This window comes from Faecalispora anaeroviscerum, from assembly GCF_947568225.1.
Taxonomy (GTDB): domain Bacteria; phylum Bacillota; class Clostridia; order Oscillospirales; family Acutalibacteraceae; genus Faecalispora; species Faecalispora anaeroviscerum.
In genome coordinates this window covers 1,857,799-1,881,355 of sequence record NZ_CANOOQ010000001.1, presented here as the reverse complement: position 1 = coordinate 1,881,355, position 23,557 = coordinate 1,857,799, and the positions used below count along the sequence as shown (strand labels likewise).

The window sequence follows — 23,557 nt, the reverse complement described above, 5'->3', positions numbered from 1 at the left end:
TTTCTTCTGTTTCTTCTTTATTCAGTTTTCAGTGCCCGAAATGAGGGTACCAAAGATCGGCGAAGGGCTGCGAGCGCATCTGTTGCTGGAAACAGCGGCGAGAAGTTCAAGTTTTCGCTTGGCAAGCACCATTAGCTCAGTTGGTAGAGCACCTGACTCTTAATCAGGGTGTCCCGGGTTCGAATCCCTGATGGTGCACCACGAAGAATGAAGTCAGGCAGGGGTTCGAGGATCTCTGACCTCTGCACCTGGCTAAGGCTGAGATGTGGCCCGTTGGTCAAGCGGTTAAGACACCGGCCTCTCACGCCGGTAACGGGGGTTCGATTCCCCCACGGGTCACCAAAACAATCTTTGAAGTAGTCGTAAGAAACAGGAAACTGTTTTTACAAATATCCGACAGGAAGGCGAAAACCTCCTCTGCGGAACATAGTTGGTGTCGATGACGGTGAGGGTCCACCCGTTCCCATTCCGAACACGGAAGTTAAGCTCATCAGTGCCGAAGATACTTGGCTGGTAACGGCCCGGGACAATAGGATGACGCCAACATTGATATTCCTCAATAGCTCAGCCGGTAGAGCATGCGGCTGTTAACCGCAGGGTCGTTGGTTCGAGTCCAACTTGGGGAGCCAAGCAAAGTGCAGGGATGTGCCGTCGTTATTTTTTAGCGGCGGCTTTTTTCCTACTTTGCACTAAGAAAGTATATTAGGGCCATTAGCTCAGTTGGTTAGAGCAGCCGGCTCATAACCGGTCGGTCCAAGGTTCGAGTCCCTGATGGCCCACCATAAAAAAGGCTACACCAGACGGTTGAAACGTCTGGTGTGGCCTTTTTTATGGCTCCTTGTCAAAAAAACGTGCGTTCTGGAAGAACGGCTGGGACGATAGGAAGGCTTATTGATTGGCTTGTATGCCTCAAATGTTTCCCCAGCCATCCAAAGGGATGGCTGGGGACTTATTATATCAGCACAAACGATCGATCTGATTTCTACTTCGTCTGAGTTCAAAAAAATTAAAATTTTTTAAAAAACATGTAACAAAACAGAAGTAAAAAACGTTATATTAATGAAGAAAAAAATTGGAGGTAATTTCCATGGTTTAGTTATATACAAGTTATGATTTAAGCTGAAAAAAAGCAGCTTTTCCTGAATCGAGGTTAGCGTATACTGATTCGTCGATGAAACAAATTATAACAAGAAAAAAATTGAAATAGTTTATAAAAAAGATTATCAGCACAGTTTGTGTTTCCGCAATGTTGGTAGTTCCTACGACAAATATGGTTTTTGCGGCATCCAGTGGTGTCTGGAAGGAAATTCTCAAATTACAATGAATGGAAAAACAACCAATACTTATCTGAATGTTTCAGATGAAGAGAAAGCAGATATTTTAAGAAGCTATGGCTTTACGGAGCAAGAGGTTCAGTATTATGTCTGGCAAGAAAGCAATAAAAACCCGGAAAGACTTACTTTTGGCCCTAATAGCAAGTCTAGCGGTATTTCCATTATGGCTTTTCCAAGTAATCCGAAAATCGGAGATACTTACAGAATTAGCAGCAATGGAAATTATTCCGGAAGGAGCTTCCGTGCAGGAAATAGTAAAAGCACTCATGAAGAAAAAGCCGATTCTAATTCTTGCGGCCTTGCGGCTTTGGGAGTAGCGGCCTCAATTGCACAAATTTATGGAGACAGTAAAGGTTACAGAGGATATAATATTACTATTAATTATCTTTATACTTATGACAACGATGTATTTGCTAATTGGGTTTACAGCAAATTAGTAGTAAAGGGATATAAATAATTACCATTATAATAGATGAAGGTGTGTAGATGAACTCATCAGTTAAGTATTATGTCGCGCAAATTTTTTTGACTATGTTTTTAATTGTTTTGGGTATCCAATGCGTATTTCTTTTAATAACCGGTAACTCAAACATCCAACTAAGTCTTATTGTTTTGATTTATTTTCTGATTATTTTAGTAGTTGAGCAATTTATTAGCAGAAAACCATTGCCAGAAGAAATTCGCCAAGAATTAATGAGCAAAAAACCATATTATATATTGCAATTAGTGAATATGTATTTCAGTAGACTTATCAGTGCAGTAGCTACCGTAATACTGATTTATTCAATTTTTGTTCAGGAAAAATAATTTGGCGGCCCGGGAAAAGCGTAATTGCTTGCTCCCGGGCCTTTGCGATACAGAAATCATGGTTATGTTTCAAATAAAGCAAAATCAAAAATAGAATTGATTCATATTTTCCTTTACTAAGTTAGATTTTTATGGTATAATATGGTAAAAGTTGTGATTTTCTAACCGGATTTTCATTTGTCGAATTGCTTGAACAAGGTTCCCAAAGCCTTTTTTTCAATGCGTGATACATAAGAGCGGGAGATATCCAACGCAGACGCAACTTCTCTCTGTGTTAGTGGTGCCTGCCCGTTGAGACCATAGCGCAGCTCAATAATTCTCCTCTCCCGCGGGGAGAGGGATTGGCAAATGTATTTCTTCAGCTGCTCCGATTTGATTTTGCAGTCCAGATTATCGATAATATTATCTTCTGTGGACATAATGTCAATCAGAGTTAGTGTGTTCCCGTCCTTATCTGTGTCGATGGGCTCGTTCAGGGAAATGTCCTGAGCGCTCTTTTTCCCACTGCGAAAAAACATTAAAACTTCATTTTCAATACATCGGGCTGCATAGCTTGACAGCCGAATCCCTTTATCGCTATTAAAGCTGTCAATCGCTTTGATGAGCCCGATTGTGCCTATAGAGATTAGGTCCTCCTGATCATTTAGATTCGAGTAGTACTTTTTAATAATGTGGGCTACCAGGCGCAAATTATGTTCAATCAGTTTACTCCGTGCTTTCGTGTCACCGTTTTTCCATCGTTCCAGGTACTCGCGTTCTTCCTGCGCGGAAAGCGGGCGCGGAAACGATCCGTTTCCCGTTACGTGCAGCACGAAGAATAGCAAATTAGAAATAGCTTCCCGCAGCAAGGATAGCAGCATGCATCATCCCTCTTTTTCGGTGTTTTTTCATTTTATGCGTCCGACAGCCTGTATGTTGCAAGTCCCCCTGATAAAAATGCAATCGGAATCTTTACATTCCGCATATATCATGATATGATAATCATAAGAAAAATAATGATTATCGTTTTCTTTTGAAAGGATTGTACTTATGCAGAGACGTCAGAATTTCAGTCGAAAAAGAAAAGCGATTTTAGATGTGGTGATGAGTACCGACACTCATCCTACTGCAGAATGGATTTACCAACAACTCAAGCTGGAGTACCCGGATTTGAGCCTGGGAACCGTGTATCGCAATCTTTCCCGGTTTAAAGAGGAAGGGAAGATCATGAGTGTCGGTGTGGTAAATGGGCAAGAGCGCTTTGATGCGATTGTTGATCCGCACGAGCATTTCATCTGTGAACTTTGTGGGGCCGTGAGAGATTTGAAATACCAGCTTCTGCCGGATTCTGTCGATCAGCAGATGGCGCGCAGCTGTGGACTGCAGATTCATTCCCACAGTCTGGTATTTTACGGAATCTGCCCGGACTGCCTGGAAGCACAGAACGAAACGCGCTGATTTTCCAGGAGGGTTTGCATGAGAAAATATCAGGTTGGCATGGTGCAGTTGAGTTCCGGCGAGGATAAGGAAGAAAACCTGAACCGGATTGGCGGCTATATTGCAGAGGCTGCCAGTAATGGCGCCCGTCTGGTTGCCTTGACGGAGAATATGAACGTGATCGCTGGCACAGCTCTGCCCGCGTCAGATTTTGCGGAAGACGAGTCGGGGGAAACGTACCAGCGTATTTCTGACGCGGCCAAGCGGTTTGGGGTCTATATTCACGGCGGCAGCTGGGCCGAAAAAATTCCGGGGGATTCCCGGGTATACAACACCAGTTTTCTGTTTTCCCCAAAGGGTGAGCTGCTGGCGAAATACCGCAAGCTGCATACCTTCGATATCATCCTGCCCACCGGCAAGGCGGTGCGGGAATCGGAGGAGGTGGCCGCGGGCGACGGCATCGTAACGGTTGAAACAGAGCTGGGTGTGTTTGGTTTAGCCATTTGCTACGACCTGCGCTTTCCGGAGGTTTATCGCCTGATGGCGGAGCGCGGCGCCCAAATTTTGTTTAATCCCTCAAACTTTACCCTGCCCACTGGCAAGGATCATTGGGAGCCACTTTTGCGGGCGAGAGCGATTGAGAACAGCTGTTATATGATTGCCCCGAACCAGATTGGCCGAAATGCCCGCCTAACGGCATTTGGAAGCAGTATGGTCATAGACCCCTGGGGGACAGTGATTGCCCGCGCAAAGGAAGAGCCAGGCGTAACTATGGCGGAGATTGATCTGGATTATCTAGACCGTGTGCGTGCGCGCATGCAGACGATGGAGAATCGTCGTACAGATATTTACCGTTTGGAAGAGATTTCGCGTTCCTGAGAGTCAAAACGATTATAAAAAACAGATGCTGTTCAAGGCATCTGTTTTTTTGTTTGGTAATTTGATTTTTAAGACGGTATTCTATATTAATTTTAAAGGCAAGGGTTTCTTTACGCTTCCACCACAGGGTTTCTGCTGGCGCAGGCTTGCCCCTCGTGCCGGGGCGGGCATTTACTTTCTTTACGAAAAGAAAGTAAACAAAGATTTGCCCAAGGCTCCGCCTTCGGAATCCGTTTTTGGGAACGGTTTCGGTGAGTATTAACGCCAGCCTTCGGGAAGGCGCTCTATGGTAAGTGTACACGCGCCTTGTTTTTTGGAAGCATGTAGTGTGTCGCTTTCGTTCGGCGGCGCACCCTTACCGAGCGCTCTCGTTGGCTTGGGGATGGGCGGCACTGCGTGCCGGGGCTTGATTTGTGGCGGGTTTCCCCCGCGCGGGAAATTCTGCTAGCGCAGGGCTTGCCTCTCGTGCCGGGGCGGGCATTTACTTTCTTTACGAAAAGAAAGTAAACAAAGATTTGCCCAAGGCTCCGCCTTCGGAATCCGTTTTTGGGAACGGTTTCGGTTAGTATTAACGACAGCCTCCGGGAAGGCGCTCTATGGTAAGTGTACACGCGCCTTGTTTTTTGGAAGCATGTAGTGTGTCGCTTTCGTTCGGCGGCGCACCCTTACCGAGCGCTCTCGCTGGCTCGGGGAGGGACGTCCTTACGGTAGCTTTGATTCAAAGTTTACCATAGTTCTAAATATGTCGATTAAAAACGCGGCGAAGCCGCACCTAAAAACTGTGAGCCAACGAGAGCGCTTTGAAAATGCCCGCCGACAGACGGGACAGCAAAGTTTATTTTCAGATGAAGCTCGGAGAGTGGGCATTTTCAATGGAGCGCCTTCCCGGTGGCTAGTGGCAGCACTCGCTGGAACCGTTCCCCAAACGGATTCCAAAGGTGCCCTTTGGAAGGCCTTTGCTTACTTTCGTCCTTTCACGAAAGTAAGTGCCCGCCCCGGCACGAGGGGCAAGCCCTGCGCCAGCAGAATTCCACGGGGAACCCCCGGAGACCGGGAGAGATTTTTTCTAACCGGGGTTCCGTCTGAATCTCATTTTATGGAAAGCAACATACAAAAAAAGCTATTTTTTAGCACTCTGACTGTTACAAGGATCTTCTGTTTCTTCCTGTTCTTCCTCGCCGGGAGGGGGCTTTTTCGCTAACAGCTCCCGCACGCCTATGAAAAGCAGCATCACGCCGAAAATTCGCCGAAGCCAGACAACATCGATCCAGCCCGAAAGAAAGACGCCGCCCAGCGCACCGACAAGGCCGGCAGCGGCTGCCGCCAAAGCAGTGCGGAAATCAATCAGTCCCTTACGCACATAACAAAATAACGCCAGCACGGCGCAAGGGATAAACAGAATCAAGTTAATTCCCTGTGCGGCGCGCTGATCCAGTCCTGCGATCAGCGTTAAATAAATGATCAGCACTCCGCCGCCGCCCATTCCCATAGAACCCAGAATGCCCGAAATCAGTCCGGCTAAAGCCATCCAAATCCATTCCATCAGAACAGAATCCTCCATGCGGCCCACAGCATCAGCGCGCCAAACAGGCGGCGCAGCAGCATCCTATTGAGCCGGGGCAGCGCCCACGAACCAATGACGGAGCCGGCTAACATCCAGGGCAGGTACGGCAGCGCCTGACCAATCGTTACGCTGCCGCGGAATAAGTATAGCCCGGCGCTTAGTATGCAGATGGGAAGGATCACCGCTACGGAGGTTGCGTGGCTTTTTACTACGGGCAGCCCCGATTTTCTCAGCATGGGTACGATCACCATGCCGCCGCCCGCACCCAAAAGTCCGTTAGCCACGCCCGCCAGGAAACCGCCCAGCACGCGAAAGGTTCGTTTCATACCTCCACTCCTTTGCGGATTCCAGTCACACGCCACTGAACCATAATAATTGAAATTGACAATTTGTTTCCCTGCCAAAGGCGGAGAAGAACTTTATGCCGTCTTCTATTGGTATGTGCTGTATTCTGCCCGAATAAGAGAAAAAAACACGCAAAACAAAAACAGAGCAAAAGAAAAACGCCCTTGCAGCAATTTTGCTGCAAGGGCTGATTCTTGTTATAAATGGCCCGCCTGGCCGTAACGAGCGAAAAAAACCTGCTACTAAACAGCAGGTGGGTGCCCTCCCAACGTTTTCATGCTCCCTTCTTCCAGCCAAAAGGCCGGGAGGTCTGCAATCCGCCGCCGGAGCCGGGCTCCCGGTAAGATCATTGTAGGGTTAATTTGCATCGGTCCACGCACCAGGCAGGGAGTACGTTTTTTTGTTCCTGCAAGCATTAGTATAACAGAAAATAACGAAAAATAATTCTATAAACGAAATTATTCGTCGCTTTCGTCAGAAATATCTTCCTCTTCGTCATACAGCTCGTCAAAGCGGCTCTCAAAGAGCTCTGCCAGCTTATCCAGCAGTTCTTCGTCTTCCACCTCGGCCAGCTGCTGCTCGCCATCCTGATCGATTGCTTCGAAAATATAGTAAGTGCCTTCAGATTCCACGCTGTCCTGCGGGTTCTCGAAGGTGGGGAGCAAAGCATAGAAGCAGCCGTCTTCGTTGTCGATTACGTCTAGCACTTCAAATTCATGCTCGTTTCCTTCGTCGTCCACCAGAGTCAGAACATCTGGGCCAAATTCTTCGTTCATATTGTCATCTCCTCATCAGTTAAAAGGTATGGATTCATTTTACCGTTGTTCTCGGGGGAAGTCAACAAAAAATTTTATTAGAATAAAAACAACATAATTTAATTAATTTATTTTAAAAAACTATTGACATTAACCTAACTTGTGCTATACTATAGTTGCAAAGGGAAAGGATATTGGTAACAGGCGGATCAGGAAAAACGGCTTCGGCGGTTTATTCTGATAAAAAGCTCAGGTGCCGCCACAAAAATGGCTGCATAACAGATGCTTTACGGAAGGAACGCCTGAGATCAACATTCGGTTTGAAAGGGGTGAGTCCAATGGTACAAGAAGAAACGCAGCACCAATCAGCCGGTCTGTTGGGCTTAGGCTGCCGGAGATGCAAAGTTCGTGCGCATCATTTCAACAAAAGGAGTTGAGTCCTAAATATCAGGTAATGTCAGTCACCGCAAATTCGGTTATCAATCGTTTGGAACCGATCCGGCGGGATGGCCGCCTGGGAATTGCGTGGAAATCCTCCCGCGTTCCGTATTTGGCTCCCGAAAAGAGTTTCAGTTTGGGGTAATGTTTTTCCAATGTTCCCTTAGGGTACCTTTCTTTAAAGGGTTTTATTCTAGAAAAATTTGTAACAGGGCATGAGTAACCGAAAAGCGATTCCCAGAATAACTGAAATATTGCAGTACGACGAATTGATTAGTTTTACAAGAATCGGACCAATGCGTTTGAAACGACAGCGGTGCAAATGAAATAAAATTCCTATAGTTAACCATAAGAGGGCTGTGACGATTCCGTCACAGCCCTTTCCAATATTCTGTACGGCTTTATAAAGGGGTAATTAGTCCAACTAGAGCGGTGCAGAGTCAACAGAGGTGTGGGTTGTGAGATAGTTTGTGTTTATGGAGAACAGCGGCAGGTAAGAAAAAGAAAAATCAAAACAAAAAACTGCTTCCCTCGTTTTTAGAGGGAAGCGGTTTTTCAGTTTTCGTTACCTGGAGCAATCAGCCGGCGGTGGAAGAACTGCCGGTATCTTTCGGAATAAACATCGTGGGCTGGTACGAATTGATTGCTTTTTGATTGACGGTAATATCCTTGGATTCTTCGGCAATCTTCGTCATTTCATCCTCGAACTCTTTGTTCTTCATGCCGCTCAGAACCTGGGAACGAGTGCTTTCGTCCGAAAGCTGTGTGGCGGTCTTTTTCGTCACGTCATTTTTCACGACGAGCAGCGCAGCGCTCACGGTGGAAAGAGTGATGGTCTTTGCCTCGCCGGTCTTCATACCGCTCAGCAGAGAAATCAGGTCGCTTGGGTAGCCGGATTCCTCATTCAGCTGGGTCGTCACGGTCTGAGAGGGGGCGTAGTCAAGGCTCAGCTTCTTCTGCGCCGCGGTGGAAACCGCGTCAAAGGTGGTGCTGCCCTTGTTCAGAGCTGCCGCCTGATCCTCAAGGAACTGCTTGTAGTCCTTTTCGGTCTTTTCATCCAGCGCGGCATAGGTGGTGGGATTGTACAAAGGAAGCATCACATAGGAAAAATCGGTATAGTTTTTCTCAAAGAATGTTTTCAGGTCTGCATCGCTGACGGCCTTCGTGCCGTTCTTTCCGTAAATTGCATTAAACACCTTAGCGGATTTCGTATTGAATTCCGCCGTAGCGGTCGAGTAGGATTCCTTCGAGATGCCGTAGCCCTCCAGCGTACTGCTGTATTGGGTCCACTGGCTGGTCGCTGTGCTGGCAATTTCTTTGGTTTCCGCATCGGTCAGCGAGAGTTTCAGCTCTTTCATCTTATTGTCGATGACAAACAGGAGCTTGGTGTAATCCAGCGCCTTTTTCTTGATCCACTCGGTTGCGTCGGTGTTTTCAACCTTCTGCTCCAGTACCGGCTTTGAGGAATCCTCAATCTTGCTAGAAGCATTCTGGTAGGCCAGATATTCATAATAGATATATACGCCGATGGGGAGGGTCTTTTCATTCGTTTTGGCAGCCCAGGTTTTGTCCGCACCCGAGCAGGCCGTCATTCCTGTCAGCATCGCGACACAAAGTAAGGATGCCGTCAGTCTTTTCAGAAAATTCATACGTCACACTCCGATTTTTTGAATTTCATGATTGCAGTTAATACACTTTAAAAGCGTTTGTTTCTTCCTCCCCACCATAGGCGAAGGGAAGAAACATGGCATTCCATTTTGAAGCGATTAAAGTGATATTACTATAAACTATACACGCAGAAAAAGGCTTTGTCCAGCAATTGGTGGAAATCTCATCCAGTTGAGGTATTAGTCCTTCGTGTTCTGCATGGCGTGCAGGGCCTCCCGCAGAGTTTCGAGCGGAGGTGCTCCCTTGGTTTCGCGTACGCTGATGTACGGTTTTGAGCCCGCGCTGAGCATCACGCGCGAACGCAGGGAGCTGATCATGCCGGAAATGCGCTTCATATCCACCTGATCCACATACAGCAAAAGCATTTCACCCTGCTGCTTAATCTCGTACACACCCAAAGAGGCAGCTGTGTTACGCAGCAGAGCTACGTCGATCAGGCCGCGTACGGAGGCCGGCGGCTCGCCGAAACGGTCGATCAGCTCGTCGAGTACGTCGCTTGCGTCGTCGTCGCCGCGAATGTCCGCGATACGGCGGTAGATTTCCAGCCTTTGGTTTAAGTTTTCGATATATTCCTCCGGAATATGCGCCTCGATCTGCAAATCTACCAAACATTCTCCCGGCGGCGGCGCTTCGCCTTTTTCCTGACTGACGGCTTCTCCAAGAAGCTTTAAATACAGGTCGTAGCCGACAGCTTCCATGTGGCCGTGTTGTTCACCGCCAAGGATGTTGCCCGCGCCGCGGATTTCGAGGTCGCGCATCGCGATTTTAAAGCCGGAGCCGAACTCGGTGAACTCGCGGATGGCCGAAAGGCGCTTCTGCGCGATTTCGGAAAGCACCTTGTTGCGGGTAAAGGTGAGATAGGCGTAAGCGCGGCGCGACGAACGCCCCACGCGCCCGCGCAGCTGATGCAGCTGGGAAAGGCCCATGCGGTCGGCGTTGTCAATGATCAGCGTGTTCGCGTTCGGGACATCTACGCCGGTTTCAATAATGGTAGTGCAAACCAGCACGTCAATTTCCTGATCGACCAGCCGCCGCCAGATTTCGGACAGTTCGTTTTCATTCATCTTACCGTGGCCGATGCCGATGCGCGCTTCGGGTACCAAGGCCTGCAGCGTAGCGCTGACGCGGTCGATGGTGCCGATGTCGTTGTGCAGGTAATACACCTGCCCGCCGCGCCGCAGCTCACGGTGAATGGCGTCGGCCAGAATGCCGTTGTCGTGCTCGAGTACATACGTCTGTACCGGGTGGCGGTCGTGCGGAGCCTCCTCAATGACAGACATATCGCGGATGCCTGAAAGTGCCATGTTCAACGTGCGGGGAATTGGGGTAGCGGAAAGCGTCAGCACATCCACGTTTTTGCAAAGGTCCTTGAGCTTCTCCTTCTGTGCCACGCCAAAGCGCTGCTCCTCGTCAATGACGACCAGTCCCAAATCGCGAAAACGCACGTCTTTCGAAACCAGGCGGTGTGTGCCAACAACAAAATCCACTTCGCCGCGTTTCAGGCGGTTTAAAATATCCTCCTGCTGTTTGGGCGTGCGGAAACGCGACAGAAGCTCCACCCGCACAGGGAAGCCTTCCATCCGCTTGATGATTGTCTGATAATGCTGCCAGGCCAAAATTGTGGTTGGCACCAGCATGGCGCACTGCTTGGAATCGCTGACGCATTTGAACGCGGCGCGCAGGGCCACCTCGGTTTTGCCGAAGCCCACGTCGCCGCATAAGAGGCGGTCCATGGGGGATTCCCGTTCCATGTCGGCTTTGATTTCTTCGATGCAGCGCAGCTGATCGTCTGTTTCTTCAAATTCAAAGTGGGATTCAAAATCGTGCTGCCATTCCGTGTCCTCGGCAAAAGCATGGCCCTTGGCGTTCATGCGCTGGGCATACAGCTTAATTAGCTCCTTAGCCATGTCCTTAACGGCAGAGCGGACACGCGCCTTCGTCTTTTGCCAGTCGGAGCCGCCCAGGCGGTGCAGGCGTACCTGCGCGTCCTCCCGTGGGCCGATGTATTTGGAAACCAGGTCGAGCTGCGTTACCGGCACATACAGCGTATCGTTCTTGGCATACCGCAGCTTCAGGTAATCCTTAACGATGCCTTGCATGCTGATTTTGTGGATGCCCTCGAACACGCCGATACCGTGCGCGGAATGCACCACGTAGTCGCCGGGGTTCAGGTCGGACAGGCTGTAAATCTCCTGGCTGTTTTTGGAACGCTTGCTCTGGCGGATTTTGCGCTGTGCCAGCAGGCGCCCGTGGGTAATCAGTCCAAAGGCTGCACCGGGGTATTCCATGCCGGCGGAGAGGCCGCCTTCCGTTACGATGACCTGCCCGGGTGAGAGCTGCTCCGGCTTGGGGAGATACACCGCGTTTACACCTTCGCGCTGCAGGTCTGCGGCAATGGTCTGCGCCGCGCGCTCGCTGCCGGCCAAAACCACGCAGCACCAGCGGTTGTGCAGCATCGCCTGCACGTCCTCGGTCAAAAGCTGCATACTGCCGCTCCATACCGAATTCTGGCGCACGTTCATGTTTTCCAGCGAGTGTACCGGGGTTTCATAGCTGCCGCGGGCAAAGGCATCCAGGTAAATCGCTCCAAGAGTATTACACTGCTCCAGCGCATACTGCCAGTCGGCACTGTACGTATCGAGCCCGCGGCACAAAACGCCGTGGGAAAGGTAATCCTTTAAATCCTCACCCCACTGCCACAGAGCGGTGCGAACCTTCTCCTTGTTTTTGACCGGCTCCGAAACGAACAGCAAGGTGTTTTCGTCCGCGTAATCAAATACGGTGGCGGGTTTGTCATAGAGAAAGGGAATATACTTATCCGCACAGCCTGGTAAAGCTCCGGAAGTTAGCTTGTCGGCCTCGGCTTCCAGAATCTCGCGGGCGGCGGCTGCGGTTTTTCCGCGCAGGGTGGCAGCGTGGCGGCGGATTTTTTCTGCGAGCATGTTCGGGTGCTCGATGAGTGCCTCCACCGACGGTGCGATCGTAATTTCATCAATAGTGTTGGTGCGGCGCTGGGTTTCGCGATCAAAAAACGACAGCGTGTCGATCTCGTCACCCCAGAACTCCACGCGCACAGGGTTTTCCGCGTCGGGCGTGAAAAAGTCGAGAATACCGCCGCGCAGTGCGAACTGCCCTGTGCCTTCGATCTGGTCGGCGCGCTCGTACCCGCACGACACCAGTATGTTCAGAACCGCCTCCGGCGTGATCTGCTGGGCGGTGCGCAGCGTAACGGTGCGGCGCTGCAGCTCCCCGGGCGGAAGCGTGTACTGGAGGGCGGCGTCCATGCAGAATATCACGCAGTCGCAGCCTCCGGTCAGGTAGCGCGAGAGCGCATGCAGGCGTTGATGCTCGTATTCGTGTGAACTGCCCTGCGTATCACGAAAGTTAAAATCACGCAGAGGGTACAGCGCGGGGTGCATACCCATGGCGGCTAGGTCGTCATGCAGGCGCTGTGCTTCCGCTTCTTCGGAGGCCGCGACAAAAGCTCTGCGTCCGTTCAGGGCGCAGAGCGAATAGATCATATTGGCTTTATGGATTCCCGAAAGCCCTGTAACGGCCGCCGGGAGTGCCTTGGATTTTACAGCCTGATCCAGCGCGGAGAATTCCTTCAGCGCACTGATGGCGGTAGTGAGAAATTTCATGGAAAGCTCCTTGCTTTTTGAAAAAAGATAGCTCCGGCCGGGGCTGCTTCTTTATTCAGAATACGAGACCAGGGAAGAAAAGACGGTCGAATTTTGCGGCGGAGCGAACGGTTTCAGGAATTAAACCGGTTCATTGCTTCGTCGGTTTTTCCCTGTACCATGAGTTCAAGCGCCTGTATGGCGTGATCGATGGCCTCGCTAACGCCTTTGGACTCCTGTGCGGAAAAGGTGGAAAGCACCCAGTCTGCCAAATCCCACCCGGGGTTTGGCTTTGCACCGATGCCCATTTTCACGCGCGGGAACGAGTCGCTGCCCGAAAGGTAGATGATATTCTTCATCCCGTTCTGCCCGCCGTCGCTGCCTTTACGGCGAATACGCAGACGGCCCGGCGCGAGCGAAATATCGTCAAGAACGACAATCACCTGCTCGGGGGGGAGTTTATAAAAGCGCATGGCCTCGGTTACGCTTTGCCCGCTCAGGTTCATAAAGGTGGAGGGCTTCAGAAGCAGCACCTTTTTCCCACCGAACAGGGCTTCTGCGCATAGGCCCTTGAATTTGAGGCGGTCGATTTTTACTCCCAGTGTTTCGGCCAGGCGATCCAGCACCATAAAGCCGGTATTGTGCCGGGTTTGTTCGTACTGCCGCCCGGGATTGCCCAGACCGACAATGATTGCCTGCACCGGTCCGGGAGCAACCGAGGGCCGGGAAAAGATTGATTTTAGCATAACGCACCTCTGCTGGCAAAAGACTCATGGCGGGACAAAAGAATTCTGCCCCGCCTCTGTTGAGTATTGCTTTTTATCAAAAATGGGGCAGGGCGTGCCCCTGCCCCGCGTCCGGTTTTCTGTTTGTGCAGATCACACAAACATGGGAGAAACCGGCTTGTCTTCGTAAATGCGCTCAATGGCCTCCGCAAACAAGGGAGCCACCGGCAGAATCGTAAAGCCCGGCAAACGCTTTTCTTCCGGCACCGGAACGGTGTCCAGCAGAATCAGCTCAGAAATGCAGCTGTTTTTAATGCGCTCCACCGCGGGGCCGGAAAGCACGCCGTGTGTTGCGCAGGCGGTCACTTCAATCGCGCCGCCCACTTCCACCAAAGCGGTGGCGGCGTTGCACAGAGTGCCGGCGGTATCGATCATGTCGTCCACCAAAATTACTTTTTTGCCGCGAACATCACCGATGATGTTCATTACTTCAGACACATTGGCCTTCTGGCGGCGTTTGTCAATAATCGCCAGCGGGCTGCCGATCCGGGCGGCAAAATTGCGGGCGCGGGTAACGGAGCCGAGGTCGGGGGAAACCACGACATAATCATCGCTGTTGTCACCCACCCTGTCTTTCAGGAAGGAAGAGAGAATCGGAGCGCCCAGCAGGTGATCCACTGGAATGTTGAAAAAGCCCTGAATCTGGGGCGCGTGCAGATCCATAGTAAGAATTCGGTCGGCTCCGGCGGTAGTGATCAGGTCAGCCACCAGCTTTGCGGAAATCGGGTCGCGGGCCTTGGCCTTGCGATCCTGACGGGCATAGCCGAAATACGGAATAACTGCGGTGATACGAGCGGCCGAAGCGCGCTTCATTGCGTCGATCATGATGAGCAGTTCCATGATGTTGTTGTTTACCGGCGCGCAGGTCGACTGCACAATAAAACAGTCCGAGCCGCGAACAGATTCAAACAACGACATGGCAATTTCCCCGTCGCTAAAGGTAGAAACCTCTGATTTCCCCATGGGCAGGCTAAGGCAATCTGCAATTTGCCGGGCGACTTGCGAGCTCGCGTTCGCCGCGAAAATCTTGATATCCTTACCATGAAAATTCATTGAAAAAATCCCCCTAAACAGTTTGGCCGCCAAACGGCGGCGATTTATAGACGTTAGTGTATCAGTACGCGCTCGGAGCGCGTAGAGTGGTGAAGGGTTCGGGCGTTTGTCCGTCATTCAGTGAAACACTGTGGCACTGCACGTTCTGCAGCACGCAGCCATCCCCGGCGGTAGTGTTTTCCAGCAGGGCATTGGGGCCCACGATGCAGCCCGCGCCCACACGGGTGTGGCCGGTTAAAATGCTTCCGGGCAGAATTCGGGTATCGGGCCCCACGGTTACGTCAGGACCGATGAGAATGCCGTCCGGGCAGGGAATATCGACTCCATCTGCCATCAAACGGAGTAAAATGCTCTGTTTGGCGATCGAGTTCAGTTCAGCAAGCTGCCTCCGGTCGTTGGCACCCAAAACGACATTGCTGTCGCCGGTTAAAAACGCGCCGGCTTTTTGGTCACGCGAAAGGAGCAGCCGGATTGCATCGGGCAGGTAATATTCCCCTGTGCTGTTATTATTTTGAATATCGTTAAGCACCGAAAGCAGACTGTCTACCCGGAACCAGTAAGCCCCGGAGTTGATTTCTCGAATCTGCTTTGTCGGCACGTTGGCTTCTTTTTCTTCTACAATGGCACGTAAAGCACCGGTTTCGCTGTCTCGCACGATGCGCCCGTACCCGAATGGGTCGGCCGGTTCTGCGGAAATTACCGTAACGGCCTGCTGCCGCTCCTGATGCTCCGCCAGCGCAGAACCAATCGTTTCGGGGTCAAGAAACGGCGCGTCGCCGCTCAAAATCAGTACGTTTGCACCGCTGTGGCTGTGCAGGAACTGCTCCGCCATCATTACGGCGTGCGCGGTACCCTTTTGTTCAGCCTGAAACACATGCTCAAAGGGAGCGGGCCGACACTTCTTTTCGGCCAGTTGATCCAAAAAGGATTCCACTTCGCTGTGCAGATGCCCGGTGACTACGCATATATTGGAAACTCCGGCGCCCTCTACGGCGTCGATCACCCATTCGAGCATGGGTTTGAACAAAACCTGACACAATACCTTGGGCCCCTGGGACTTCATTCGCTTTCCCTCACCCGCCGCAAGGATAATGGCACAGTTTTCCATAGGTGAATCCTCCGTCAGTTTCGCAGATAATCATACGGTATTATTATCGCATATCATCAAAATTTTTCAAGACCTATTTTACTGTTTTGTTAAAAGATTGTTTTAATTGCGTTAGAAAAAAGACGATTGCGATTCTTTTTTAGAGAAAATCTGCACAATACTTCTTTCAAAGCAAGTGCAGATTTCACAGAGAGGAATTTTACCGTCAGTAGGATTTCTTTAAATTTTTCTGTTTTCGGGCATTAAGGAAGCGACTTAATTGATAAGCCGAATTGATAGAGCGACGATTTATTGATAGAAATTTGGTTTTCTTTCTTTTTTAATTATAAAACATTTTCTATTTTTGGAGCGCATATACCGATCAATTATGATTGCAAATTTATCGAATAATAGAATTTTTTCAGGAAAAATGTGACAGTGCAGTACGCAACCAAGGGGTATTTGTAATTATTGATCATTCTGTGACGAAATATTTGTGAAAGAATTACTAATCCCATGATTTCGGGTCTTTCGGCATGCATAGCAAGGAAGAATCTTCATAAAAAATTATTATATTAGATGTAAAATAGGATGGATTTTTGGTGTTGATTTTGATATAATCCACAATAGATGTCCAAATTGGTTCTCCTGAATCATGTTTGCGTTGAAAAGATGAAGCACAGGTATCTTCCTCCGCCGGAGGCGGGGTAAGGTACGAATTGTGATTCATTGCTTTTTGAAAGAGCGGATAGATTGGATAACCGATTTCATAGATTCCTTAAATTATAGGAGGTAGAAGAATGAGTCATAAGTATGTGTACCTGTTTTCGGAAGGAAACGGCAGTATGAAAAACCTGCTGGGCGGCAAAGGAGCCAACCTGGCGGAAATGACGGTGCTTGGAATGCCCGTACCGCAGGGCTTCACGATTACAACGGAAGCCTGCACCCAGTATTATAATGACGGAAGACAGATCAATGAGGAAATTCAGGCACAGATTTCTGATTACTTGGCCAAGATGGAAGAAATCTGCGGCAAAAAATTCGGCGATGTCAAAAATCCGCTGTTGGTTTCCGTGCGTTCCGGTGCGCGTGCTTCCATGCCTGGCATGATGGATACCATTCTTAATCTGGGCCTCAACGACACCGTGGTGGAAGGCCTGGCTGCATTGACCAGCAATCCCCGCTTTGCTTACGACTCCTACCGCCGTTTTATCCAAATGTTTTCCGACGTTGTCATGGAGATCCCCAAAAGCAACTTTGAGCGCGTGATCGACGCTAAGAAGGAAGAGCGTGGTGTGAAGCAGGACACCGAGCTCAATACTGACGACATGAAGGATCTGGTTGTCCGCTTTAAGGCGCTGTATCGCGAAAGAAAAGGAACCGATTTCCCCACCGAACCCCGTGTTCAGCTGATGGAAGCGGTAAAAGCTGTGTTCCGCTCCTGGGACAATCCCCGTGCGAACGTATACCGCCGCATCAATGAAATTCCGTATGACTGGGGTACCGCAGTCAACGTGCAGTCCATGGTGTTCGGCAATATGGGAGACACCTCTGGCACCGGCGTTGCATTTACCCGCAACCCTGCTACCGGTGAAAAGAAGCTGTTCGGTGAGTACCTGATCAATGCACAGGGCGAAGACGTTGTGGCAGGTATTCGCACTCCCGAGCCGATCGACCACCTGAAAGACACCCTGCCCGAGGTGTACACCCAGTTTGCAGAGACCGCTCAGCGCCTGGAAGATCATTACAGCGATATGCAGGATATGGAGTTCACCATTGAAAACGGCAAGCTGTACATGCTGCAGACCAGAAACGGCAAGCGCACCGCGGCCGCTGCTCTGAAAATTGCCGTAGACCTGGTGGATGAGGGTAAGATCAGCACCGAAGAAGCGGTTCTGCGCGTAGAGCCCAAGCAGCTCGATTCTCTGCTGCATCCCCAGTTCGACCCGGCCGAGCTGAAGAAGGCGCAGGCCATTGGCAAGGGTCTGGCGGCTTCCCCCGGAGCGGCCTGCGGCCGTGTGGTATTCAGCGCGGAAGACGCCAAGGCATGGAGCGACAAGGGCGAGAAGGTTGTTCTCGTTCGCCTGGAAACCTCCCCGGAGGACATTGAGGGCATGGCCGTTGCACAGGGCATTTTGACCGTTCGCGGCGGCATGACCTCTCACGCGGCGGTTGTTGCGCGCGGCATGGGAACCTGCTGCGTATCCGGCTGCGGCGACATTGCAATGCATGAGGATGAGAAATACTTCACCCTGGGCGGTCAGACCATCCGCGAGGGCGACTATATCTCCATCGACGGAACCACCGGCAGCATTTATGGTAGTGCTTTGCCTACCGTGGAAGCTTCTATTTCCGGTGATTTTGACAAATATATGAGCTGGGCGGATGAAGTGCGCCGCCTGCAGGTTTACACCAATGCCGATACGCCCCACGACGCGGCTCAGGGCAAGGCGTTCGGCGCGCAGGGCATCGGCCTGTGCCGCACCGAGCACATGTTTTTTGAGGGTGACCGCATCAAGGCAATGCGCGAAATGATTGTTGCCAAAACCACGGAGGCTCGCCGCAAGGCTCTGGCCAAGCTTCTGCCGTATCAGCAGGGCGACTTCGAGGGCATTTACAATGTCATGGAAGAACTGCCGGTCGTCATTCGCTTTATTGACCCGCCTTTGCATGAGTTCCTGCCCACGAAGGCAGAAGACATCAAAGAGATTTCCGAAGAGCTCGGCCTGACGGTCGAAGAGCTCAAGGAAGTCATCGTGAGCCTGCACGAGTTTAACCCGATGATGGGCCACCGCGGATGCCGCCTGACGGTTTCTTATCCGGAAATCGCGGAGATGCAGACCACCGCTGTGATCACTGCGGCGATCAATATTTCCCGCAAGAAGAACATCAACATCGTTCCCGAAATCATGATCCCGCTGGTCGGCGAGGTCAAGGAGCTCAAGTTCGTGAAGGACGTCGTTACCTCCACTGCGGATAAGATCATCGCCGAGTCCGGTATGGATATGAAGTACGAAGTCGGCACCATGATCGAGATTCCCCGCGCTGCTTTGACTGCGGATGAGATTGCCGGTGAAGCGGACTTCTTCAGCTTCGGCACCAACGATCTGACCCAGATGACCTTCGGCTTCAGCCGTGACGATGCCGGTAAGTTCCTCGACTATTACTACGAGAACAAAATTTACGAGTCCGATCCTTTTGCTCATATCGACCAGAAGGGTGTTGGCAAGCTGGTTGAAATGGCTACCGAGAAGGGCCGCGCGGCAAACCCGCACCTGCATGTCGGAATTTGCGGCGAGCATGGCGGCGATCCCACCTCTGTGGAATTCTGCCACCGTACCGGGCTCAATTATGTTTCCTGCTCGCCCTTCCGTGTGCCGATCGCTCGTTTGGCTGCGGCTCAGGCGGCAATCAAAGAGAAAAGAGCATCCGCAAAATAAAAAACGCGATTTCATGGGCATAAAGGCCTGAAAAAAATTTGTACTGATTTTTGTTTTTCAGGGCGCGCGCCTTGGGAGCTTCGGTTCCTAGGGTGTGCGCTCTGTTTTTTCCATTGTCAAAGTTCCTGATTTGGCGTTGAAAGGGACAATCGTAAAAGTGAGGGACAGTTTTGTTTCTTTCAGAATAAAATACGGTATTCCATTCGGTTTCTATTCCATTGCCATCAAATTGCCAGATTGATTACAGTTCCGTTATTCTCATTGACTTTTCATTTTTATTCGCGTAATATATCGTCATATTAAACAATGTTTTTAGTTCATATCCGAAAGAAGGTGTCCAGATATGACGAATATGCGTCACCGTTTGGCGGCACTATTTGTCGCTTTTTGTACTTTTATAGCCATACTGGCTGGCTGCGCTCCCAGTGGGAATATAGAGGAAATAACCGCGGTATCCAATGCCGAAGAAGCGCCGCAGACCGTGGTTCAGCCGACAGATAAAAATACGGAGAAGCACTCTGCTGCAAAACCTTCAATCAGCACAGGGTTCAATTTTGGAAAATTTAGTGCTTCCTTTTTGACACTGCAGAGAATGTATGATCTTGCCGCTGTACCCACATATGACGGGTATAATCAGGCGACGCACCCAAAAATTCTGTATTTCCCTAAGAAGTGGAACGGATATGAATACTGGATGTCTGTTACACCGTACCCTTTTGGAAACGACGATTTCGAAAACCCCTGCATCCTTGTTTCCAATGACGCAAAATCATGGGTAACACCGGCCGGGCTGAAAAACCCGATTACGGGAGTTCCTTCCGATGTGAAGAACGGTGCGCACTATTCCGATTCTCACCTTGTGAAAAACGGCGAAGTGATGGAAATGTGGTACCGTTATAACAAGGGAAACCCGAAAACAAAGCACCCTGATTCCAGTATGGATTACTATTACCGTACTGTCAGCAGTAATGGGCGGGACTGGTCGGTGCCGCAGCTGATGCAAAAATCCAAAACGGGCATTCTTAGCCTTGCGGTCAACCACGAAAACAATCAATATCAGTTTTGGTATACCACCTCGAAAAAGCAGCTGATGCACGCCGTGAGTACCGACGGAAGCGCATGGACGGATCTGCAGCAGTGTACAGTAGAGCTACCGGGTGGCTATCTGCCGTGGCATCAGGATGTCATCCATTACAAGGGAAATTATTATCTGCTCCAGACCGGCATTTTACCAAAGGAGTATTCCTTTGCGCTGTTTTTGTCCAAATCGGCCGATGGAATCCATTTTACAAAGGGCGTTCCGTTTTATCCAAGTGACAATCCGGTGATCCTGCATAAAACATGGCTGTACCGCAGCACGGTTTATGCAGACGGCGACACTTTGCACATGATGATTTCATATCGTCTGCCGCAGAAAAAATGGTATATGGCCTCGACCGCTGTTTCCGTTCAGCAGTGGAACGACGCGTGTAATTTGCAAAAGGCTCTAATTCTGCCGGACCCCGTAACAGCAAAAGAATCTGCGGAGAAAAAGACGCAAGCGAAAAGCCCACAGAAGATGGTTCCTAATGTGGCAGCAAAAACTGCGGTTGAGAAAAACTTTGCCTGAATAAGTTCCCCGCTCAAGATACCGAAACCACGTTATGGTTTCAGTATTTTGGGCGGGGATTCCTTTTGCGCTCTCCTTATGGTATCATATGAGTAAATGTTACAAAAAACGTCGAATCACTGCAAATGTGTTTTCGGAAAGGGGAGTTACCATGCTCTGGAAAGAAAAGTATCTGTTGGGGGTTCCGCTGATCGACGAGCAGCATAAAGAGCTGTTCCGCCGCGTGACGGATTTTGTTGAGATCGTAAGAAAGCCGGTTTCATGGGAGCAAAAGACCGAACAGGTCAATCAGACTTTGATATTTATGAGGGATTATGTTGTCACGCATTTTCGGGATGAGGAAAATCTTCAGCGGGAGCTGGGATATCCCGAATTGCCGTCACACAGAAAGAGGCATCAGGAGATGGTGGCCTATGTGCTGGAGGTTTCGCGCCGATACGAGGAAAACGACGACCAGGAGCAGCTGATGCAGCAGTTCGCAGGGCGCCTGTTGGCATGGCTGATTAACCACGTGGCCTCTGAGGATCAGAAGATTGCGGATTTTGCAAAGAGAAAGGAGCAGGAAGTCCATGAATGACACGCTGCACCTCTCCTTTTTTGAAGCGACCCGCGAGGTGTTCGAGCTGATGCTCGATCTGCAGAAGATTTCTGAAACCACTGCAGCCCCGAGTGAAGACGCCTGCGGTAATCTGGCGATTTCCATCGGCGTGACCGGCGACCTCACAGGAGATATTCTGTATACGTTCCCGAAAGAGACCATGCTCGAAATGGTACGAATCATGACTGGTGGGATGGAAGTGAGCGAGGTGGATGATTTTGTCACCTCCGCAATCGGCGAAATTTCCAATATTATTAGTGGTAAGGCGCTGATCGCCTTGTCTGAAAAAAATGTCACCTGCGACATTCTTCCGCCGAAGGTCATTGAAAACGAAGAAGGAATATGCGCGTATCCGGTGGACTCCAACACGAAGATCAACACCGAGATTGGCAGCGTAGGCCTTGAGGTTCGTTTGCAGAGTAAATAAACAGGATAGAAAAACCAGCCCCATGAATCGGTTCATGGGGCTGGTTTTTTGTTCGTGTTTTTCCAAATGAATATCAGGATTCTTCCTTGATCTCCTGAATCGAAGGAACGTGAATGTTAAAATACAGGCTCAGCATCCGGATGCTTACTGTGAGGAGTACGCTAAGCAGCACGGCAACAGACTGCGGAATGTGGGTGCGGGCAAAATAATACAGCAGAGCGCCGGCCACAGAAGCCAGTGCATAGATTTCGCGCCGCAGCACAACGGGAATCTGCTGTACCAGAACGTCACGGATCATGCCGCCGCCCACGCCGGTAAGCATGGCAACAAAAATGCACAGAAAGCCTTCCTTTTCATACCCGGCAGAAATCGCGGCGTCCACGCCGATCACGGTGAATACGGCCAGACCCAGAGCGTCAGAAATATAGTAGCTCCAGGTGTAAACGGGGCTTCCGCTGCTTACAAGCCGGCGAAAACGACCAAGTGCCAGCAAAAGGAACGTGGTGATCGATGCAGTGGTTAAATAAATGGGGTTTACCAGCCCGACAGGGGGTGACACCCCCAGAATAATGTCGCGCAGAACACCGCCGCCGATAGAGGTGGTTACGGCCAGCAAAAAAATCCCGAAATAGTCTAGCTTGTGCTGCATGGCAACAATGGCACCAGAGATGGCGAAAGCCACTGTACCGATGATTTCAAACACAAGCAAAAGAGCGGTTGGCATATTGTTTTCCCCCCAACGCAGGCAGTTTCCCCCGTCTGATCGCTATGTTATGTGTTTTACCGGATTTCGGTGCGGGATCTTCGGTCAGATCAGACCCAGATGCCGCAAGCCTTTTTCGATCCCATCGCAGAGCATGGAATCCGTTACATAATCGGCTGCGGCCTTGGCCTCAGGTACTCCGTTCTCCATAGCCACACCGATCCCCACGGTTTTGAGCATTGTCACGTCATTCGTGCCGTCTCCGAAGGCCACCGTGTCCTTTAGATCAATTCCGGTATGCTGGCAGAAGAAACGAATCGCCTCGGCCTTGTCCTGATTTGGGAAGGATAGATCGCCCGAACGCCCGCCCGGGTGCAGGTTCAGCACCATCGAGCCGGTAAACGCCGGCCTGCACCGCTCATAATGATCTTTGTCGGCAAAGATACAGTCCACAGCGCCGGCCTGCACCTGCTCCGGTTCCCAGTCGGTGATGACGTAATCCCCCAGATTGTAAACCCGGTTTAAAAGCGCAATCATTTCGGGAGTCAGGTTTCGGCCCCAGCCGTGACGCATACCGATAAAATTATAAGAAATGCCGAATGAATCAAAATGCCCCATGATTTCATGTACGCGCTCTGGAGGAAAAAATTTTTGCAGGATCGTTTTCCCTTCGTATACCACATGTGTGCCGTTCATTGCAATGTAGCTTGTAAAAAAGCCGCCGAACATCTTTTGGATAAACGGCTCCTGCCGGCCGGAGCAGATGGCGACGCCATGTCCGTTCTGCTTTGCCAGCTCAATGGCCTGTAAAGTTCCATCCGGCACAAAATACCCTTCTTTGCCGGAGGCAAGCAGGGTACCGTCTATGTCAAAAAAAATCATTTTTTTCAGTGAAATCACTCCTTGCGTTCAATTCAACCCTGCTGTTGCCATACAACTTGAAAAATGGCAGCGATTTCCCCTCGGCCAAGGCGGGAAAGGGATCACCGGTTTTCATCGGGGAGCTTGTTGCATTGCTTAGCAATACAT

General features: G+C 50.4%; 18 protein-coding genes, 4 tRNA genes, 1 rRNA gene and 1 other RNA gene. 12 read left to right on the top strand and 12 right to left on the bottom strand.

Translation table 11 applies throughout. From position 1 onward, the window contains the following. The first annotated feature begins 125 nt into the window (after window positions 1-125). From QOS46_RS09345 to QOS46_RS09320, 6 genes are all read left to right on the top strand, one after another. A tRNA-Lys gene (locus QOS46_RS09345) sits at window positions 126-201 on the top strand. A gap of 66 nt (window positions 202-267) precedes the next feature. Next, a tRNA-Glu gene (locus QOS46_RS09340) sits at window positions 268-342 on the top strand. 87 nt (window positions 343-429) lie between these two features. Then, window positions 430-546 (top strand): 5S ribosomal RNA (rrf, locus tag QOS46_RS09335). A gap of 7 nt (window positions 547-553) precedes the next feature. Continuing rightward, window positions 554-629 (top strand) — tRNA-Asn (locus QOS46_RS09330). Between the two features lie 76 nt (window positions 630-705). Further along, window positions 706-782: transfer RNA gene (locus tag QOS46_RS09325), tRNA-Ile, on the top strand. A 538-nt stretch (window positions 783-1,320) separates the two neighbouring features. Then, a complete protein-coding gene (locus tag QOS46_RS09320) occupies window positions 1,321-1,791 on the top strand; it encodes a hypothetical protein (protein ID WP_283609153.1) in 471 nt (156 codons plus the stop codon). 523 nt (window positions 1,792-2,314) lie between these two features. On the opposite strand, the gene sigK is transcribed toward QOS46_RS09320, so the two are convergent. After that, window positions 2,315-3,001 carry an RNA polymerase sporulation sigma factor SigK gene (gene sigK / locus QOS46_RS09315; RefSeq protein ID WP_283609151.1) on the bottom strand — a complete coding sequence of 229 codons (687 nt, stop codon included), beginning with the start codon at window positions 2,999-3,001 and terminating at the stop codon, window positions 2,315-2,317. A gap of 169 nt (window positions 3,002-3,170) precedes the next feature. On the opposite strand from sigK, the gene QOS46_RS09310 reads away from it, so the two are divergent. Beyond that, a complete protein-coding gene (locus QOS46_RS09310) occupies window positions 3,171-3,578 on the top strand; it encodes a Fur family transcriptional regulator (RefSeq protein WP_283609149.1) in 408 nt (135 codons plus the stop codon). 18 nt (window positions 3,579-3,596) lie between these two features. Further along, window positions 3,597-4,436, top strand: a complete 840-nt coding sequence (locus tag QOS46_RS09305; protein ID WP_283609147.1) for a carbon-nitrogen hydrolase family protein — start codon at window positions 3,597-3,599, stop codon at window positions 4,434-4,436. Between the two features lie 1,120 nt (window positions 4,437-5,556). Here the strand turns inward: QOS46_RS09305 and QOS46_RS09300 are convergent. The 9 genes from QOS46_RS09300 to QOS46_RS09260 form a co-directional block, all read right to left on the bottom strand. Continuing rightward, the gene (locus QOS46_RS09300; RefSeq protein ID WP_283609146.1) at window positions 5,557-5,979 is read right to left on the bottom strand and encodes a TSUP family transporter; all 423 of its coding nucleotides are present in this window, start codon (window positions 5,977-5,979) and stop codon (window positions 5,557-5,559) included. Then, window positions 5,979-6,326: a TSUP family transporter gene (locus QOS46_RS09295; RefSeq protein WP_283609144.1), complete on the bottom strand. Its 348-nt coding sequence runs from the start codon at window positions 6,324-6,326 to the stop codon at window positions 5,979-5,981. The genes QOS46_RS09300 and QOS46_RS09295 overlap by 1 nt, the downstream gene beginning before the upstream one ends. A 220-nt stretch (window positions 6,327-6,546) precedes the next feature. Next, window positions 6,547-6,738, bottom strand: a non-coding RNA gene (ssrS, locus tag QOS46_RS09290) — 6S RNA. A gap of 65 nt (window positions 6,739-6,803) precedes the next feature. Then, on the bottom strand, window positions 6,804-7,121 hold the full coding sequence (locus QOS46_RS09285; protein ID WP_283609142.1) for a DUF1292 domain-containing protein: 318 nt from the start codon (window positions 7,119-7,121) through the stop codon (window positions 6,804-6,806). A gap of 995 nt (window positions 7,122-8,116) precedes the next feature. Continuing rightward, complete coding sequence (locus QOS46_RS09280; RefSeq protein WP_283609140.1) at window positions 8,117-9,187, bottom strand: hypothetical protein; 1,071 nt, start codon at window positions 9,185-9,187, stop codon at window positions 8,117-8,119. Window positions 9,188-9,385: 198 nt separating this feature from the next. After that, window positions 9,386-12,847: a transcription-repair coupling factor gene (gene mfd / locus QOS46_RS09275; protein ID WP_283609139.1), complete on the bottom strand. Its 3,462-nt coding sequence runs from the start codon at window positions 12,845-12,847 to the stop codon at window positions 9,386-9,388. Window positions 12,848-12,960: 113 nt separating this feature from the next. Continuing rightward, on the bottom strand, window positions 12,961-13,572 hold the full coding sequence (pth, locus tag QOS46_RS09270) for an aminoacyl-tRNA hydrolase (RefSeq protein WP_283609136.1): 612 nt from the start codon (window positions 13,570-13,572) through the stop codon (window positions 12,961-12,963). Window positions 13,573-13,704: 132 nt separating this feature from the next. Continuing rightward, window positions 13,705-14,664: a ribose-phosphate diphosphokinase gene (locus tag QOS46_RS09265; RefSeq protein WP_283609134.1), complete on the bottom strand. Its 960-nt coding sequence runs from the start codon at window positions 14,662-14,664 to the stop codon at window positions 13,705-13,707. A gap of 61 nt (window positions 14,665-14,725) precedes the next feature. Then, complete coding sequence (locus QOS46_RS09260; protein ID WP_283609133.1) at window positions 14,726-15,772, bottom strand: sugar phosphate nucleotidyltransferase; 1,047 nt, start codon at window positions 15,770-15,772, stop codon at window positions 14,726-14,728. A gap of 779 nt (window positions 15,773-16,551) precedes the next feature. Here QOS46_RS09260 and ppdK point away from each other — a divergent pair. The 4 genes from ppdK (at window position 16,552) to QOS46_RS09240 (ending at window position 21,825) form a co-directional block, all read left to right on the top strand. After that, on the top strand, window positions 16,552-19,191 hold the full coding sequence (ppdK, locus tag QOS46_RS09255; RefSeq protein WP_283609131.1) for a pyruvate, phosphate dikinase: 2,640 nt from the start codon (window positions 16,552-16,554) through the stop codon (window positions 19,189-19,191). Window positions 19,192-19,534: 343 nt separating this feature from the next. Continuing rightward, window positions 19,535-20,800 (top strand): glycoside hydrolase family protein, encoded by a 1,266-nt coding sequence (locus QOS46_RS09250; protein ID WP_283609129.1) that lies wholly within the window; start codon window positions 19,535-19,537, stop codon window positions 20,798-20,800. Between the two features lie 151 nt (window positions 20,801-20,951). Continuing rightward, complete coding sequence (locus tag QOS46_RS09245) at window positions 20,952-21,377, top strand: bacteriohemerythrin (RefSeq protein WP_283609127.1); 426 nt, start codon at window positions 20,952-20,954, stop codon at window positions 21,375-21,377. Further along, window positions 21,370-21,825, top strand: coding sequence for a chemotaxis protein CheX (locus QOS46_RS09240; protein ID WP_283609125.1), 456 nt, complete (start codon window positions 21,370-21,372; stop codon window positions 21,823-21,825). The genes QOS46_RS09245 and QOS46_RS09240 overlap by 8 nt, the downstream gene beginning before the upstream one ends. A gap of 73 nt (window positions 21,826-21,898) precedes the next feature. On the opposite strand, the gene QOS46_RS09235 is transcribed toward QOS46_RS09240, so the two are convergent. Together QOS46_RS09235 and QOS46_RS09230 are read right to left on the bottom strand one after the other, a co-directional pair. Continuing rightward, on the bottom strand, window positions 21,899-22,549 hold the full coding sequence (locus QOS46_RS09235) for a trimeric intracellular cation channel family protein (protein ID WP_283609124.1): 651 nt from the start codon (window positions 22,547-22,549) through the stop codon (window positions 21,899-21,901). Window positions 22,550-22,633: 84 nt separating this feature from the next. Further along, the gene (locus tag QOS46_RS09230; RefSeq protein WP_283609123.1) at window positions 22,634-23,428 is read right to left on the bottom strand and encodes an HAD family hydrolase; all 795 of its coding nucleotides are present in this window, start codon (window positions 23,426-23,428) and stop codon (window positions 22,634-22,636) included. Window positions 23,429-23,557: the final 129 nt, after the last annotated feature.

Bases quoted from the DNA above. Each gene is read 5' to 3' on its own strand.
- QOS46_RS09310 (WP_283609149.1), top strand. From the start codon at position 3,171: ATGCAGAGACGTCAGAATTTCAGTCGAAAAAGAAAAGCGATTTTAGAT.
- QOS46_RS09305 (WP_283609147.1), top strand. From the start codon at position 3,597: ATGAGAAAATATCAGGTTGGCATGGTGCAGTTGAGTTCCGGCGAGGAT.
- pth (WP_283609136.1), bottom strand. From the start codon at position 13,572: ATGCTAAAATCAATCTTTTCCCGGCCCTCGGTTGCTCCCGGACCGGTG.
- QOS46_RS09285 (WP_283609142.1), bottom strand. From the start codon at position 7,121: ATGAACGAAGAATTTGGCCCAGATGTTCTGACTCTGGTGGACGACGAA.
- sigK (WP_283609151.1), bottom strand. From the start codon at position 3,001: ATGCTGCTATCCTTGCTGCGGGAAGCTATTTCTAATTTGCTATTCTTC.
- QOS46_RS09245 (WP_283609127.1), top strand. From the start codon at position 20,952: ATGCTCTGGAAAGAAAAGTATCTGTTGGGGGTTCCGCTGATCGACGAG.
- QOS46_RS09235 (WP_283609124.1), bottom strand. From the start codon at position 22,549: ATGCCAACCGCTCTTTTGCTTGTGTTTGAAATCATCGGTACAGTGGCT.
- QOS46_RS09295 (WP_283609144.1), bottom strand. From the start codon at position 6,326: ATGAAACGAACCTTTCGCGTGCTGGGCGGTTTCCTGGCGGGCGTGGCT.
- mfd (WP_283609139.1), bottom strand. From the start codon at position 12,847: ATGAAATTTCTCACTACCGCCATCAGTGCGCTGAAGGAATTCTCCGCG.
- QOS46_RS09260 (WP_283609133.1), bottom strand. From the start codon at position 15,772: ATGGAAAACTGTGCCATTATCCTTGCGGCGGGTGAGGGAAAGCGAATG.
- QOS46_RS09280 (WP_283609140.1), bottom strand. From the start codon at position 9,187: ATGAATTTTCTGAAAAGACTGACGGCATCCTTACTTTGTGTCGCGATG.
- QOS46_RS09265 (WP_283609134.1), bottom strand. From the start codon at position 14,664: ATGAATTTTCATGGTAAGGATATCAAGATTTTCGCGGCGAACGCGAGC.
- QOS46_RS09320 (WP_283609153.1), top strand. From the start codon at position 1,321: ATGAATGGAAAAACAACCAATACTTATCTGAATGTTTCAGATGAAGAG.
- ppdK (WP_283609131.1), top strand. From the start codon at position 16,552: ATGAGTCATAAGTATGTGTACCTGTTTTCGGAAGGAAACGGCAGTATG.
- QOS46_RS09300 (WP_283609146.1), bottom strand. From the start codon at position 5,979: ATGGAATGGATTTGGATGGCTTTAGCCGGACTGATTTCGGGCATTCTG.
- QOS46_RS09240 (WP_283609125.1), top strand. From the start codon at position 21,370: ATGAATGACACGCTGCACCTCTCCTTTTTTGAAGCGACCCGCGAGGTG.
- QOS46_RS09250 (WP_283609129.1), top strand. From the start codon at position 19,535: ATGACGAATATGCGTCACCGTTTGGCGGCACTATTTGTCGCTTTTTGT.